Consider the following 13,556-nt stretch of genomic DNA (forward strand, 5'->3'; position numbering starts at 1 on the left):
GCGCCCAGGCGCGCTGCCGGCCTAGCGGAGGGTGTGGGATTCGAACCCACGAGGCCATCGCTGACCTGGCCGCTTTCAAGGCGGCTGCACTCGTCCACTATGCGAACCCTCCCGTGCGGAAACCACGATAGCGGCTGTGGTGGCAGGGGTGTACGTTCAGGAGGTGGCGGATCTCGACGTCGAGGTGATGCGCGCGCAGGGCCGCGTGCTGGTGCGGCTCGACGGCGACCTCGACAAGCTCACGGCGCCGCTGCTCAAGGAGTGGCTGGTCAAGCTCTACGCCGAGGGTTTCTTCCAGGTCGTCATCGACGCGTCCGGACTCGAGTTCTGCGACTCCAGCGGGCTGTGGGTGCTGGTGGAGCACCGCCGCAGGGTGGCCGAGCACGCCGGGTCGTTAGGGCTCGTCGGGGTGCACGGGGTGCTGCAGCGGGTGCTCGAGGTGACGCGGCTCAAGTTCGCCTTCGACAGCGTCACGCCCGACGACCGCTGACGCCTGCGAAGTCCCTCGGCGGAGCTCAGGCGCCGAGTTGGGCCAGGAGCCACTTCGGGCCCATGGTCTCGGCTCCCAGCGCGCCGACACGCTCCTTCAGCCCCCGGTCCGCGGTGACGACGACCACGCGCTCCCACGGCCTGGCCCTGCGTACGACGTCGACGATCGCGTCGTCGCCGCTGCCGGTCGCCGCCACCACCTGGATGCCCGGCACGTCGGGCGCGTTCTTGGCCGCGCCCTCGACGACCGCCACCACCCTGGGGAACCACTGGGCGAGCACCGGGTGTTCAAGCCGGCGCCGCGAGACGTCCTGGAGCAGGCGGGTGGCCGCGCCCAGCCGGTCGCGCCACCAGCCGTGCTCGGCCCGCGCGCCGACGATGTTGGCGACGTCGAGGACGATGGTCTCGGGCGCGATCGCCGCCGACACCTCGCCCCACGTCGCGGCGAAGCCGGGATGCAGGTTCCTGCCGGTGACCTCGGGCAGCGGCAGCCAGCGCAGCTCGTCGCTCTCGGCGTTGGCGGGCGCGGCGGCCAGGAGCTCGGCCGACTCGGCGATCACCGTCTCGAACGCCCACCCGCCGTGGTCGTCGAGATAGACACCCTGTACGCGCAGCGCGTCGCCGGCCAGCGCGGCCTCCTCGTGAGCCTCGCGCAGCGCGCTGGTGACGGCGTCCTCGTGGCTGTCGCGGGCCCCGCCCGGCAGGCCCCACGTGCCGCCGTGGTGGCTCCACACGGCGCGTTTCTGCATGAGCACGTGCGGGACGCCAAGGTCGTCATGGTGTACGACGAGAAGCCCCGAAGCGCCGTGGATGCCCCAATGGCGGTGCCCCAGGGCGCATTCGGTCCAGCCGTCGCCGTCTCTGACCGTCATAGCGTGATCGTCAGCCTCCACCCTTGGAGAAATGCTGGTAGTCCTTGGTGCCCGACCAGTAGCCGCCCCACTCCCAGCCGACCCGGGCGAACGCCTTGACGACCTTGTCTCCCGGATTTATCACACCTTTACCCTTAGTTGGACGCTTAGTGAACTTTTTCGCGTTCTGGTGTGCGGTGCTGCCGCTTGCGGTGACGTACGGGTTCTCGCGGGGATTGATGTCAATGGCTTCCCCGTAGGCGTGGTTCGACCAATTGCTGGATCCGGTGGCCCGGCGGCAGTTGAAGGCCGAGGTGTTGTCGGCGTCGATCGAGTCGTAGTCGTCCGCTTTGTAGGCGTCGACCAGCTTCATCTGCCGGATCGGCCAGCGCCAGTCGTACAGCTTCTCGAAGACCGTCACGATGTCGTCGGTGACGGTCTTGCGCACCACCAGCTCCCCGGTGTGCGGCTTGCCGTCGAACCCCCAGTACGACAGCGTGACCAGCCGCAGGTCCCGGTAGGAGACCGGGCAGCCGGGCTGCCACGAGTGCGGCAGGCGGTCGCGGGTGACCCGGGAGACCTGGGAGCTGAAGGGCGGCGGGCCCGTCGGCTCGGGCTCGGGCGTGACGGCAACGGGAGTCTGCGTCTCGGATGCCGGGTCGGACGCGGGAGGGACGGGAACGGCGGTCGTGGACGACGCGGCCTGCTCCTGAGCCCCACACGAAACGGACGCGAGCACCACGAACGCCATGGCGGCAGTACGTTTCATCTGGCCACCATATGCGACGTCGGAGCTGGTCAGGGGACGACCAGCACCGTACGGCGAGCCCGTCTGGCGAGCTTGGCCGCCACCGAGCCGCCCAGCGTGGAACGCGAGCGGCCCACCACGATGGCGTCGGCCCTGTAGGCGCCGGCCAGCGTCTCCAGCTCCCGCGCCGCGTCACCGCGTACGCTGACGAACCGCCAGGGGACGCCCGCGCCCCTCAGCTCGTCCCTGAGGTCCTCGGTGAGGTCGGCCGCCGCGTCGGGGATGAGGGGCGAGCCGGCGAAGAACCACAGCGACGGGGTGTAGAAGGACTCCACGAAGACGACGACCAGCGCGGCTTCGTCCCTGCGGGCGAGCCCGGCCGCGTACGCGAGCGCGTTGCGGCTCGGGCCCGTTCCGTCGTATCCCACGACGAGAAGGCCGGCGCCGTCCTTGCCGATCTCGAACCGCCCTGCGGGGAGCCGGCCTTCCGACGGCCCCCAGCGCGGGTCCGTGCCACTGCCGAACACGGCGGGTCTCTCGTCAGGTGTCGGCGTGCTTGCCGCGGCGGGACAGCTCGCGCAGCGCGTCCGCGGCGTAGATCACGAGGGACACGAACGAGAGCGCGGCGAGCGAGCCGCCGATCCACAGGTCGTTGACGGTCGCGTCCACGTAGGCGGCGCCGCGGGGCTGGTAGCCGACCACGAACGGGGCCGCGACGAGCCACAGGCCGCCGAGGAACAGCAGGACGAGGGCGGATACGCCCAGCTTGGCCTTCACCGGTTCTCCTCCATTCCCACCAGGGAGCCTTTGCCGTTGGGGCGCGGGTTGTTGTTCAGGTCCTCGCGCAGCGCCTCGACGAGCGGGGCGAGCAGGGCGGCCAGCTCCGCGGACGACGTCTGCGGCGCGGGGGCGGGCACTGGCTCCGGCTCGGGTTCGCGCCGCCTCACCTCGACCAGGCCCCGCGCCACCAGGTCCGCGTGGATGGCCAGCGCGAACGCGATCGCCCCCGCCAGCCCCACGACGGCCACGCCGAGCCCGGTGAAGAACTCGGACCGGGTGGTGTCCGTCCAGTCGCCGGTCTCCGGCTGGGTGCCGAGGGCGAAAGGCGCGATCATCAGCCACAACCCGGCCAGGGCGGCCAGCGAGGCCGCGACGGCGCCGACGAACTTGCGGATCATTGCGAGAGTCCTCTCGTGACAAGGTCTTTCTGCGGTGGCGCGGCCTGCGCGATCAGCGCGCGCGAGGTGGGCCGCAGCACGTCCTGGGCGACCGACCTGGCCCGTTCGCCTTCGGTACGGCCGTCCGGCGGCGCCATCCTGGCGACGGCGGTGAGCAGCGCGGAGCGCTCGCCGTTCGCCCGCTCGACGCGCTGGGCCACGAGCTCCAGCAGCAGCCCGGCCAGCACCAGATCGTCCTTGCCGAGCGGTTTCGGTTCGGGCGGCGCCGTCACGGCGGACCCGCGCAGCGGCAGTTCCTTGAGGAACAACGTGGCCACGAACCCGAGCAGAGCGATGGGCACGCCCACCATGAACACGGTCTCCATGCCGCGCGTGAACGACTCCAGCACGATGTGCTTGACGGGTTCGGGCAGCCGCTGGATGGCTTCGGGGCTGCCGAGCTTGAAGTCGGAGCCGCCGGGCAGCGCGATCTTCGCGGCCTTCAGCATCTCGGCCATCTCGTCCTTGAGCCGGTTGGTCAGGATGGCGCCGAACGCGGCCACGCCGACGGCGCCGCCCAGCGAGCGGAAGAACGAGACGCCGGCCGTGGTGGAGGCCATGTCACGCGGCTCGGAGCCGTTCTGGGCGGCGAGGATCAGCATCTGCATGGACATGCCGAGCCCGGTGCCCAGCACCGCCACGTCGAACCCGATGAGCCACTCGCCGGAGTCGACGTGCAGCTTCGACAGCAGGAACAGCCCGGCGGCCACGATCAGCATGCCCGCGACGGGGAACAGCTTCCACCTGCCGGTCTTGGTGACGATCTTCCCGGAGACCACACCGGACACGAACAGCGCCGCCACCATGGGCAGCGTCATCAGCCCCGAGTCGGTCGGGCTGAGGCCCTTGACGTTCTGCAGGTACTGCGGCAGGTAGATCATCGCGCCGAACATCGCCATGCCGACGAACAGGGAGGCGATGCTGGTGAGCACGAACGTACGGTTGCGGAACAACCGCGGCGGCAGGATCGGGTTGCGCGCGGTCCGCTCGGACAACACCGCGAGCGCCAGCATGAGCAGGGCGATGGACGCGAGGAAGTAGGTCCAGACCGAGTCCCACTCGAACGTGTTGCCGCCGAGCGTCAGCAGCAGCATGAGCGCGCTCGCGGCGGCCGTGATGGTCGTGGCGCCCCAGATGTCGATCGAGGTGTCCCGCTTGGTGGCCGGCAGCTTGAGCACCCTCTGGATCACCAGGAAGGCCACCACGGCGAACGGCACGACCACGTAGAAGCACCAGCGCCAGCCCAGCCAGTCGGCGTCCACGATGAACCCGCCGAGCAGGGGGCCGGCGACCGTGGAGATCCCGAAGACCGCTCCCATGTAACCGGAGTAGCGGCCGCGCTCGCGGGGCGAGACGATGTCCCCGAGGATCACCTGCGACAGCGCCGACAGGCCGCCGACACCGAGCCCCTGCACGGCCCGTGCCGCGATGAGCTGCCCGATGTCCTGGGACATCCCGGCGACGAGGGACGCGGCGACGAACAACCCCAGAGCGCTCTGGAAGAGCAGCTTGCGCCCGAACAGGTCGGACAGCTTGCCCCACAACGGCGTGGAGACCGTCATCGTCAGCATGGTCGCGCTCGCGACCCATGAGTACTGGTCCTGACCCCCGAGTTCCCCCACGATCGTCGGCAGCGCGGTGCCCACCACGGAAGTCGAGATCATCGACGTGAGCATCGCGAGCATCAGCCCGGACATGACCTCGAGGATTTCGCGGTGCGTGTACTGCCGCTTCGTGGGGGCCGCCGTATGTGCCTGGGCTACCAAGACACCACATCCCCCCTGAATACAGTCGTGACCCAACGGAGTATACGCCTGTTTACTAGCCGCGCGGCAAGGAGGGGGGTGGGAGCGCGCAGCCGCAGGTGGAGGCCGTGGTGACTAGAGTTCTGGTATGGACGCCCAGGCAATGGAGGCGGGAGCCAGGCCGCGCGACCGTGAGGCGACGCGCGAACGCATCCTGCAGGCGGCGCGCACGCTGTTCGGCGAGCAGGGCTACGAGACGGTGACCGTTCGCATGATCGCTGCGGCGGCCGAGGCCAACGTCGCCCTGGTGGGCCGCTACTTCGGTTCCAAGGCCGGGCTCTTCGCCGCCGTTCTGCAGGGGGAGCCGACGCTCAGCGCCCTGTTCGAGGGCGGCGCCGACGCCCTGCCGCGCCGGCTGGCCGAATATGCCGCCGAGCGGATGCGGCGACCGCCCGACAACCCGATCCTGCGGGCGCTCGAACGTTCCGCCGCCCATCCCGAGGTGCGGTCCCTGGCTCGTGAGCGGCTCATCACCGCCGTGCTCAACCCCATCGCCGAGCAGCTTCATGGCCCTGACGCGCAGCACAGGGCCCGCATGGCCACGGCGGTCTTCCTCGGCATCGGCGCCACCCGCCGCCGCCTCGGTCCGCAGGACCCCACGCCGGCCGACGTCGACCGCCTCACCGCGGTCTTCGAGGCGTGCCTGGCCGGCTGAAAGTTTCAGCTCCCGAAGCCAGGTTGGCCTGCGGATACGCCGTGGTGATCGATCGGAGGTCTTGGTGCGGGGGATGAGGGCTACCTACGATCCGAAGTGCCCGTGGGAGCGCTCCCACATGACGGACGGAGTAGAACCCATGTCTCGCAGGAACCCCCTGCTGGCGGTGCTCCTCACCGCGGCCGCCACGGTCGCGGCGGGAGCGGTCGTCCTGTCCTCCTCCACGGCCAGGGCCGCCGACTCCGCTTTCTACGTCGATCCCCAGACGAACGCCGCCAAATGGGTGGCCGCCAACCCCAGCGACAGCCGTACCTCCGTGATCAGGGACCGCATCGCCGCCGTGCCGCAGGGCAGGTGGTTCGCGACGTACAACCCCTCGACCGTGCGCGGCCAGGTCGACGCGTACGTCGGCGCGGCAGCCGCCGCGGGCAAGATCCCCATCATGGTCGTGTACGCCATGCCGAACCGCGACTGCGGCGGCCCCAGCGCCGGCGGCGCCCCCGACCACGCCGCCTACCGCGGCTGGATCGACGAGATCGCCGCCGGGCTCGGCGGCCGGCCCGCGACCATCGTGCTGGAGCCCGACGCACTGGCCATCATGTCCAACTGCATGAACGGCTCGGAACAGGCCGAGGTCCAGGCCTCCATGGCGTACGCGGGCAGAACGTTCAGGGCCACGTCGTCGCAGGCCAAGGTCTACTTCGACGTCGGGCACGACGCCTGGTTGTCCGCCTCGGAGGCCGCCTCCAGGCTGAACGGCGCCGACGTGTCCGGCAGCGCCGACGGCATCGCGGTCAACACCTCGAACTACCGGTCGACGCCCGGCCTGGTGTCGTACGCGAAGAGCGTGATCGCGGCGACCGGCGTGTCCCGGCTCAAGGCGGTCATCGACACCAGCCGCAACGGCAACGGCCCTTCCGGCAGCGAGTGGTGCGACCCGCCCGGCCGCGCCACGGGCATCTGGAGCACCACGGACACCGGTGACTCCGCGATCGCCGCCTACCTGTGGGTCAAGCCACCCGGCGAGGCCGACGGGTGCATCGCGACCGCCGGGCAGTTCGTGCCGCAGCGGGCGTACGACCTGGCCATGGCCGCGCCCTCACCGACGGTCACGCCCACCGTCACGGTCACGCCGACCGACACGCCGACGCCCGGCGAGGGCGGGTGCACGGCGGCGTACAAGGTGACGAGCGAGTGGCAGGGCGGCTTCCAGGGCGAGGTCACCGTCACGAACACGGGCTCGTCCGCGATCGGCGGCTGGCAGGTCGGCTGGACGTTCCCCAGCGGGCAGACGATCTCGCAGCTGTGGAACGGCACCCTGGCCGGCGGCGGCGGGTCCGTCTCCGTGACCAACCTCGGCTGGAACGGCGCCGTGGCGGCGGGCGGCAGCACCACGTTCGGCTTCCTCGCCTCTCACAGCGGTCAGAACGGCACTCCGTCCACCCTCACCTGCACCGCCTCGTGATCATCGCCGGGCCTGTGGGGGCCCGGCGAAATATCCGCGCCTCGTACGATGTTGCACAGAGCCATCCGTACTTCTCGAAAGGCGCGTGCTCATGGCTCTGCCGCTGTCCATCCTTGATCTGGCCCACATCGGCGAGGGCGAGACGGCGCGCGACAGCTTCACCGCCAGCGTCGCCCTCGCCCAGCGTGCGGAGGAGCTCGGCTACCAACGCATCTGGTACGCCGAGCACCACAACATGCCGAGCATCGCGTCCTCGGCGACCAGCGTGCTGATCGCCCACGTCGCCGCGCACACCAGCACCATCCGCCTCGGCGCGGGCGGCGTCATGCTCCCCAACCACGCGCCGCTGACCATCGCCGAGCAGTTCGGCACCTTGGAGACCCTCCACCCCGGCCGCATCGACCTCGGTCTCGGCCGGGCTCCGGGCAGCGACCAGCAGACCATGCGGGCCCTGCGCCGCAGCCCCGCCTCCGCCGACTCGTTCCCGCAGGACGTGCTCGAACTGCAGGGGTACCTGACGGGCGAGTCGCGCATCCCCGGCGTCGACGCCACGCCGGGCAAGGGCACCGACGTGCCGCTCTACATCCTCGGCTCCTCCCTGTTCGGGGCGCAGCTCGCGGCGGCGCTCGGCCTGCCGTACGCGTTCGCCTCGCACTTCGCGCCCACCGCGCTGGAGGAGGCCGTGGCCGTCTACCGGCGCGACTTCAAGCCGTCGGCGCAGCTCGACCGGCCCCACGTCATCGCGGCGCTCAACGTGATCGCCGCCGAGACGAAGGAGGAGGCCGAGGAGCAGTTCCTGGAGTCCAAGCGGCTCAGGGTGACCAGGTTCCTCGGGCGGGGGCGCACGTTCACGCCGGAGGAGGCCGACATGATCCTGGAGTCGCCGGCCGGGCAGCAGCTCGTGCAGATGGCGAAATACTCCGCCGTCGGCGACCCGGACGAGGTCGAGGCCTACGTCGCCCGCTTCGCCGAGCACGCCCAGGCCGACGAGCTGATCGTCGCGTTCGCCGCTCCCGACAGGAAGGCCTGGATGCGCTCGGCCGAGCTGCTGGCCCAGGCCCACGGCCTGCGCGCCTGACGGTCAGTCGGCGACCAGGCGCATCCTGGGGCCTTCGCGCTCGCGCTGGCGCCGCACCACGTACGTGCCCGGCGCGCAGCCCGTACCTCCGTGTTCGGGGTGCAGCAGGTAGACGGTGTCCCGCGCCTCGAACATGGCGATCGCCAGGTGATCCGGATCGGCCACCTGCGTCGTCCACAGGCACGTGCCGGGGTCGGCGACGAGCGTGTGCGGGTTGCCGCCGGCCTCTCCGCGCAGCAACTCGACGCCCGCCGACGGCACGGGCTGCCACACGGTGTCGCGCCCGGCCCCGACGGAGCCTGCGAGCATCGCGAGCGGGATGACGATGAGGTCGCCCTGGGCCTGGAGGCCGTCGACGACGGGGATGCGGACCGACTGCTCGAGGTGGTCGAGCACGGTGAGGCCGGTCCGCCGGGTCAAGGTGGCGAGAGTCACGGTCATGATGATCACCTCAGGTTCTTCGCTGGAGAAGGGAGTAGTGCTCGGCGGACAGCCCGTAGGTCCAGCCGGCGGCGGCGATCGGGTCGTCGAAGGCCGGCACGGTGAGCCCGTAGCGGCGCCGGTGACCGTCGCGCTCCTGTGATCCGTTGACGGCGAGCAGCACCCTCGTTCCCGCTCGCATGTCGTAGAGCTGCAGCTCGCAGCCTGGATTGCCGGGGTCGGGCGCCCTGGCGACGAGCCGCAGCCCGGCCTGGTCGACGTACGCGGGCCAGCCGATGTGCTCGATCGCGCACCGCCTGACCTCCACGTTCGGTTCGTCCGCGATGCGCCGTACGCTCGGATCCGTGATCACCCAGGCGGGCACCGGCCTGCCGTGCCAGGCGTGCAGGTCCCAGCCGTCGGAGTAGCGCACGGCGGGGCCGTCCGCGTGGTGCGGGCGGACCTCTCCGTTCTCGCCCCACACCTCGGTGTGCAGGGTGACGGGCCGCTCGGAGACCACGCACGTGTCCTCCCTCGGCCACCACCAGCCGCACGACGTGGTCGCGGCCGTCCACAGAGCGAGGAGCCGGCGGTGCTCGCCGGTGAAGACCGCGCCGGCGGCCCGGCGCAGGGCGTCGTACTCGGCGATCCAGGCGACGGAGAGCGTGTCGTACCAGGCGCGCCGGAACACCCGCGACTCGTGCGCCGCGTTCAGCGGTGGGAGGAGGGTGCTGGTGACGGAGCGCTGGAGCGGGAGGTACGTCGTACGGCGGACGATCTGGTCGAACGGCCGCCCGCGTGGCCTGAGCCGGGCGTCGAGCTCATGGCGCAGCGTGCCCGCGAGCGCGGACAGCCGCCTGGGCACGGGCCACTCGGTGAGGCGGTCGATGTCCTCCCGGGTCCGGGTCCCCGGCGGCACGGTGGCCAGGCCCTTCGCGGGCGAGGAGACCCAGTGGAAACGGGGTCGGGGCAGGCCGATCAGGCGGTAGAGCCCCGAGATGGCGGCCTCTGCGGCCGGACGGTCGGCGGGCCGCGTCGACAACGCCCTGCCCAGCCAGCTTTCGCGGATTGCGGCAGCTTCCCGCTGCACGTGGACGCTCACCGGATGCGGGTGGCGTCGTCCTTTCTCACGATCATGGCTCAGATGGTGACAGATCGGCGGCGGATGTGTCCAGCGGCTAACGTGCCTCGCCGCGGTTCTCGGTGATCGACAGGACGGAGGAGCTCGCACCGCCCGCGGGCAGGTCGCGATGGGTGAAGATGTCGATCAGCACCTGCACGGGCATGTCGGCCTCGGTGTGGTGACGGAAGGTCACGCCGGGCTGTATGTGGTAGTGGTTGCGGCGTCCCACCCGGTTGCGCTGGATGTAGCCGGCTTCCTCCAGGTCCGACACGATGCTCTGGGCGGCGCGCTCCGTGATGCCGATCGTCGAGGCGATGTCACGCACACGCACCTTGGGGTCCACGGCGATGGCCAGGAGCACCCGTGCGTGGTTGGTCAGGAACGTCCACCCTGCACGACGCCCACCATCGTTGTCCATGCCTGTGCGACTCCTCCCTGTGTTGAGATGACCAGCAGCATAGCGTGGCCTGCACATCGTCGCGCGAAGTTTGATTGAGGAAAAGCTATTCCGGTATTGTTCTTACTAGTTTACCGTAGAGGTGTCGAGCCGCCCAGGCCCACAGCCCGTCATGATCAGGGGGGAAGCGATGTTGCACGCGAGGCACAACGTCAAGCCGCGCCCGGCTTACGGATCGCGCCGCCCGATTAACCCAGCTCGGCACGTACGCCGAGACAGACACACCACCACAGTCGACACCTCGGTCGCCGACGAGGGTGACATGGTCTTGTCAGCGCCTCCGCCCACGCCGGAGCATCTTTTGTACGTGGACAACATTCTGCAGGTCACCTGCACGATCAACGCCGGGCCTTCCGTGATCAACCTCATAGGTGAGATCGACTCCAGCAACAGCGGAGAGCTCCTGCGCACACTGACCGAGGCCCGCTACATCGACGATCACCTGATCATCGACGTCAGCGGGGTCACCTTCGCCGACGTGTCGGCGATCCGGGCCCTGCAGTCCTTCGCCGCAGGCGGTTCAGCCGTCATCCGCAACGCGCGGCCGCAGCTGAACCGCCTGGTGGACCTGCTCGGGCTGGGTCTCTTCGACTGACGCCGTCCCCGTCAGGGGAACGTCAGTCCAGGCAGAATTCGTTGCCCTCCGGGTCGGTCATCACGATGAATCCGGCGCTCATCCACCGGTCGGGTTCGTGGCGGCGTACCCGCTTGGCTCCGAGCGCGACGAGCCGGTCGCACTCGGCTTCCAGCGCGGCCATCCGTGCGGCTCCCTCCAGTCCAGGAGCCGCGCGGATGTCCAGGTGCACCCGGTTCTTGGCCATCTTGTCCTCCGGCACCCGCTGGAAGAACAGGCGCGGGCCCCGTCCGTCCGGGTCCTGGAGGGCCGACGCCATGTTGCGCCGGTCCTCGGGCACGCCGGTGCGTTCAAGGAAGTCGTCCCACGCGGCCAGCGGGTCGGCGCCCTCGGGCAGGTCCACGCCGGGCGGTCCGGGGTGGACGTAACCGAGCGCGTCACGCCAGAAGGTCGACAGCGCCTTCGGGTCGTGGGCGTCGAAGGTGACCTGGATCTCGCGGCTCATCGGGCTGTTCCCTTCGCGGCGTTCATGTGCAGGTAGAGGTCGCGCAGCAGGCACACCTCGGACATGTGGTGGATCAGCTCACGGTGGATGTGCAGGACCAGATCCGCCATGGGCGCGTCGGGGTAGGGCTCCTTCTCGCCGACCGGGACCGCGAGGCCGGCCTCGCCGAGGCCGCGCACCCCGGTCAGCCAGACGTCGAACTGGGTCTCCAGCTGGTCGAGCGCGGTGGCCGCGTCGCCCGCGTACTCCCAGCTCTCGTACGACGCCGGCGGCGCGCCGAAGTGCGCCGCGTTGCGCATGGCGAGCACGCCGACGATGACGTGGCCGAGCCGCCAGGCGATCGTGGTGAATGGCGCGGGGGACGGTTCGGGGAAGGCGTAGTCGATCGTGTAGTCCCCGGCGCCGGCGTTCATGGGCGTCGTCGAGGTGCCGCGCGGCCGCACGCTCCAGGCGTCCGGCACCGGTGACCAGAGATATTCCTCGTCGGTGAGGCCGTCGAGCCTCCGCCTGAGGTGGTGATTCCAATGCCACTCCGCCTGCTCGCGCAGTGAGTGGTTCCAGTCGGGTGTCGCTGTGTCCATGCAGCCACTGTCACGCTTCCAGCGGACAGGATCGGTCCGCTATCTGGCAAGGTGGGCACCATGGACGTGGTGAGTCCCGAGGAGCGGGGCACGACCGAGCGGGTGCTCACTCTGCTCGGGCTGCTGCAACAGCGCCAGGTGTGGACCGGCCCCGAGCTCGCCGGCCGCCTGGGGGTCACGCCCCGCACCGTACGCCGCGACGTCGAGCGGCTGCGTACGCTCGGCTACCCGGTGCACGCCACCCAGGGCGTCGGTGGCGGTTACACGCTCGGCCGCGGCCAGGACCTGCCGCCGCTCCTGCTCGACGACGAGGAGGCCATCGCCACCGCGGTCTCGCTGCTCGCCGGCGCGGGCGGAGCGCTCGCCGGAGCCGGCGACGCGGCGCTCCGGGCGATGACCAAGCTCGACCAGGTGCTGCCCACCCGGTTGCGGCACGAGATACGCGCCCTCTCCGGCTCGGTCGAGTCGTTCGGCAGGGGACGCACGCCGATCGACCCCGAGGTGCTCATGACGCTGGCCAGGGCCTGCCGCGACGAGGTCGAGGCCGGCTTCGACTACCCGTCGGGCGACGAACTGCGACGGCGGCGGGTGGAGCCGTACCGTCTGGTCGCCTCCGACCTGCGCTGGTATCTCCTCGCCTACGACCTCGACCGCGACGGCTGGCGCAGCTTCCGCGTCGACCGGATGACCGGCGTGACGGCACGGACCTGGCGCTTCCGTCCGCGCGCGGCCCCCGACGCGGCGGCGTACGTGCAGGAAAGCGTGGCCAGCCGCGTCTACCCGCACCAGGCACGTTTCCTCGTGCACGCCCCGGCCGGCACGGTGCGTGCGCAGGTGCCGGCGTCGGCGGCCATGGTGCGGCCGCGCGGCGCCGAGCGGTGCGAGGTGCTCAGCGGCGGTGCGAACCTCGACATGGTGCTCCTGCACGTGCTCCTGCTGGGGCACGACTTCGAGGTGCTCGACCCTCCCGAGCTCGGCGGGCGCTGCCGCGAGCTGGCTCAGAAGCTGCTCGCGGCGGGCGCCGAACGGACGTGACTACCCCCACTTGCCGGGCTCGTAGCCGCCGGCGGGCTGGCGGACGATGACGTTGAGCCGGTTGACGGTGTTCATCATGGCGACCAGCGACACCAGGGCGGCGAGCTGGTCCTCGTCGTAGTGCTTGGCGGCGTGCGCCCAGACCTCGTCGGTGACGCCCGTGCCGCCGTCGGCGATGCGGGTGCCCTGCTCGGCCAGCTCCAGGGCGGCCCGCTCGGCGTCGGTGAACACCGTGGCCTCCCGCCAGGCCGCGACCAGGTTGAGGCGCACCGACGACTCCCCGGCGTGCGCGGCGTCCTTGGTGTGCATGTCGACGCAGAATCCGCAGCCGTTGATCTGGCTGACGCGCAGCGCCACCAGTTGCTGCGTGGTCGCGGGCAGGGCCGAGTCGAGCACGACCTTGCCCGCGGAGAAGATGTACTTCGAGACCTTCGCCGCGACGGGGTTGGCGAAGAAGTCCAGACGGGCTTCCATGGGATCATCTCCTTCGTTGGACTTACACCCCCTCGACGACGCCGCCCGGCGAAGTGTGATGTGATCTGCGTCTCCCCGC

General features: G+C 70.6%; 18 protein-coding genes and 1 tRNA gene. 6 read left to right on the plus strand and 13 right to left on the minus strand.

All coding sequences use genetic code 11. The features are described 5' to 3' along the window. Positions 1-25 precede the first annotated feature (25 nt). A tRNA-Ser gene (locus E1295_RS15560) sits at positions 26-112 on the minus strand. A gap of 24 nt (positions 113-136) precedes the next feature. Between E1295_RS15560 and E1295_RS15565 the strand changes: the two genes are divergently transcribed. Continuing rightward, positions 137-490, plus strand: a complete 354-nt coding sequence (locus E1295_RS15565) for an STAS domain-containing protein (RefSeq protein ID WP_132630985.1) — start codon at positions 137-139, stop codon at positions 488-490. Positions 491-515: 25 nt separating this feature from the next. On the opposite strand, the gene E1295_RS15570 is transcribed toward E1295_RS15565, so the two are convergent. Genes E1295_RS15570 through E1295_RS15595 form a run of 6 tightly spaced genes read right to left on the minus strand, consistent with a single transcriptional unit; the run spans position 516 to position 5,071 of the window. After that, entirely contained in the window at positions 516-1,361 is an 846-nt protein-coding gene (locus E1295_RS15570) for an NUDIX hydrolase (protein WP_132630986.1), read from the minus strand. Between the two features lie 10 nt (positions 1,362-1,371). After that, complete coding sequence (locus E1295_RS15575) at positions 1,372-2,109, minus strand: M15 family metallopeptidase (protein ID WP_246080062.1); 738 nt, start codon at positions 2,107-2,109, stop codon at positions 1,372-1,374. A 29-nt stretch (positions 2,110-2,138) separates the two neighbouring features. After that, positions 2,139-2,615 (minus strand): universal stress protein, encoded by a 477-nt coding sequence (locus tag E1295_RS15580; RefSeq protein WP_132630987.1) that lies wholly within the window; start codon positions 2,613-2,615, stop codon positions 2,139-2,141. A gap of 13 nt (positions 2,616-2,628) precedes the next feature. After that, positions 2,629-2,865 carry an SPW repeat protein gene (locus tag E1295_RS15585; RefSeq protein WP_132630988.1) on the minus strand — a complete coding sequence of 79 codons (237 nt, stop codon included), beginning with the start codon at positions 2,863-2,865 and terminating at the stop codon, positions 2,629-2,631. After that, positions 2,862-3,266 carry a hypothetical protein gene (locus E1295_RS15590; RefSeq protein WP_132630989.1) on the minus strand — a complete coding sequence of 135 codons (405 nt, stop codon included), beginning with the start codon at positions 3,264-3,266 and terminating at the stop codon, positions 2,862-2,864. The genes E1295_RS15585 and E1295_RS15590 overlap by 4 nt, the downstream gene beginning before the upstream one ends. Further along, positions 3,263-5,071, minus strand: a complete 1,809-nt coding sequence (locus E1295_RS15595) for an MDR family MFS transporter (RefSeq protein ID WP_132630990.1) — start codon at positions 5,069-5,071, stop codon at positions 3,263-3,265. Before E1295_RS15595 ends, E1295_RS15590 begins: the two co-directional genes overlap by 4 nt. 127 nt (positions 5,072-5,198) lie before the next feature. Here E1295_RS15595 and E1295_RS15600 point away from each other — a divergent pair, with 127 nt between their 5' ends. From E1295_RS15600 to E1295_RS15610, 3 genes are all read left to right on the plus strand, one after another. Then, entirely contained in the window at positions 5,199-5,765 is a 567-nt protein-coding gene (locus tag E1295_RS15600; protein WP_132630991.1) for a TetR/AcrR family transcriptional regulator, read from the plus strand. 139 nt (positions 5,766-5,904) lie between these two features. After that, complete coding sequence (locus tag E1295_RS15605) at positions 5,905-7,230, plus strand: glycoside hydrolase family 6 protein (protein ID WP_132630992.1); 1,326 nt, start codon at positions 5,905-5,907, stop codon at positions 7,228-7,230. Between the two features lie 91 nt (positions 7,231-7,321). Beyond that, the gene (locus E1295_RS15610; RefSeq protein ID WP_132630993.1) at positions 7,322-8,308 is read left to right on the plus strand and encodes an LLM class flavin-dependent oxidoreductase; all 987 of its coding nucleotides are present in this window, start codon (positions 7,322-7,324) and stop codon (positions 8,306-8,308) included. Positions 8,309-8,311: 3 nt separating this feature from the next. On the opposite strand, the gene E1295_RS15615 is transcribed toward E1295_RS15610, so the two are convergent. From E1295_RS15615 to E1295_RS15625, 3 genes are all read right to left on the minus strand, one after another. After that, entirely contained in the window at positions 8,312-8,749 is a 438-nt protein-coding gene (locus E1295_RS15615; RefSeq protein WP_132630994.1) for a hypothetical protein, read from the minus strand. Positions 8,750-8,759: 10 nt separating this feature from the next. Further along, positions 8,760-9,830 carry a DUF6745 domain-containing protein gene (locus tag E1295_RS15620; RefSeq protein ID WP_220448731.1) on the minus strand — a complete coding sequence of 357 codons (1,071 nt, stop codon included), beginning with the start codon at positions 9,828-9,830 and terminating at the stop codon, positions 8,760-8,762. Between the two features lie 76 nt (positions 9,831-9,906). Further along, positions 9,907-10,269 carry a helix-turn-helix transcriptional regulator gene (locus tag E1295_RS15625; RefSeq protein ID WP_132630996.1) on the minus strand — a complete coding sequence of 121 codons (363 nt, stop codon included), beginning with the start codon at positions 10,267-10,269 and terminating at the stop codon, positions 9,907-9,909. Positions 10,270-10,615: 346 nt separating this feature from the next. Here E1295_RS15625 and E1295_RS48705 point away from each other — a divergent pair, with 346 nt between their 5' ends. Then, positions 10,616-10,903 (plus strand): STAS domain-containing protein, encoded by a 288-nt coding sequence (locus E1295_RS48705; RefSeq protein WP_166427243.1) that lies wholly within the window; start codon positions 10,616-10,618, stop codon positions 10,901-10,903. A 22-nt stretch (positions 10,904-10,925) separates the two neighbouring features. On the opposite strand, the gene E1295_RS15635 is transcribed toward E1295_RS48705, so the two are convergent. Both E1295_RS15635 and E1295_RS15640 read right to left on the minus strand, forming a co-directional pair. Further along, the gene (locus tag E1295_RS15635) at positions 10,926-11,387 is read right to left on the minus strand and encodes a VOC family protein (protein WP_132630998.1); all 462 of its coding nucleotides are present in this window, start codon (positions 11,385-11,387) and stop codon (positions 10,926-10,928) included. After that, the gene (locus tag E1295_RS15640; protein WP_132630999.1) at positions 11,384-11,968 is read right to left on the minus strand and encodes a DinB family protein; all 585 of its coding nucleotides are present in this window, start codon (positions 11,966-11,968) and stop codon (positions 11,384-11,386) included. Before E1295_RS15640 ends, E1295_RS15635 begins: the two co-directional genes overlap by 4 nt. 60 nt (positions 11,969-12,028) lie before the next feature. On the opposite strand from E1295_RS15640, the gene E1295_RS15645 reads away from it, so the two are divergent. Beyond that, complete coding sequence (locus E1295_RS15645; RefSeq protein ID WP_132631000.1) at positions 12,029-13,003, plus strand: helix-turn-helix transcriptional regulator; 975 nt, start codon at positions 12,029-12,031, stop codon at positions 13,001-13,003. On the opposite strand, the gene E1295_RS15650 is transcribed toward E1295_RS15645, so the two are convergent. Further along, the gene (locus tag E1295_RS15650) at positions 13,004-13,477 is read right to left on the minus strand and encodes a carboxymuconolactone decarboxylase family protein (RefSeq protein ID WP_132631001.1); all 474 of its coding nucleotides are present in this window, start codon (positions 13,475-13,477) and stop codon (positions 13,004-13,006) included. Positions 13,478-13,556 lie beyond the last annotated feature (79 nt).

The organism is Nonomuraea mesophila (genome assembly GCF_004352805.1).
GTDB lineage: Bacteria > Actinomycetota > Actinomycetes > Streptosporangiales > Streptosporangiaceae > Nonomuraea > Nonomuraea longispora.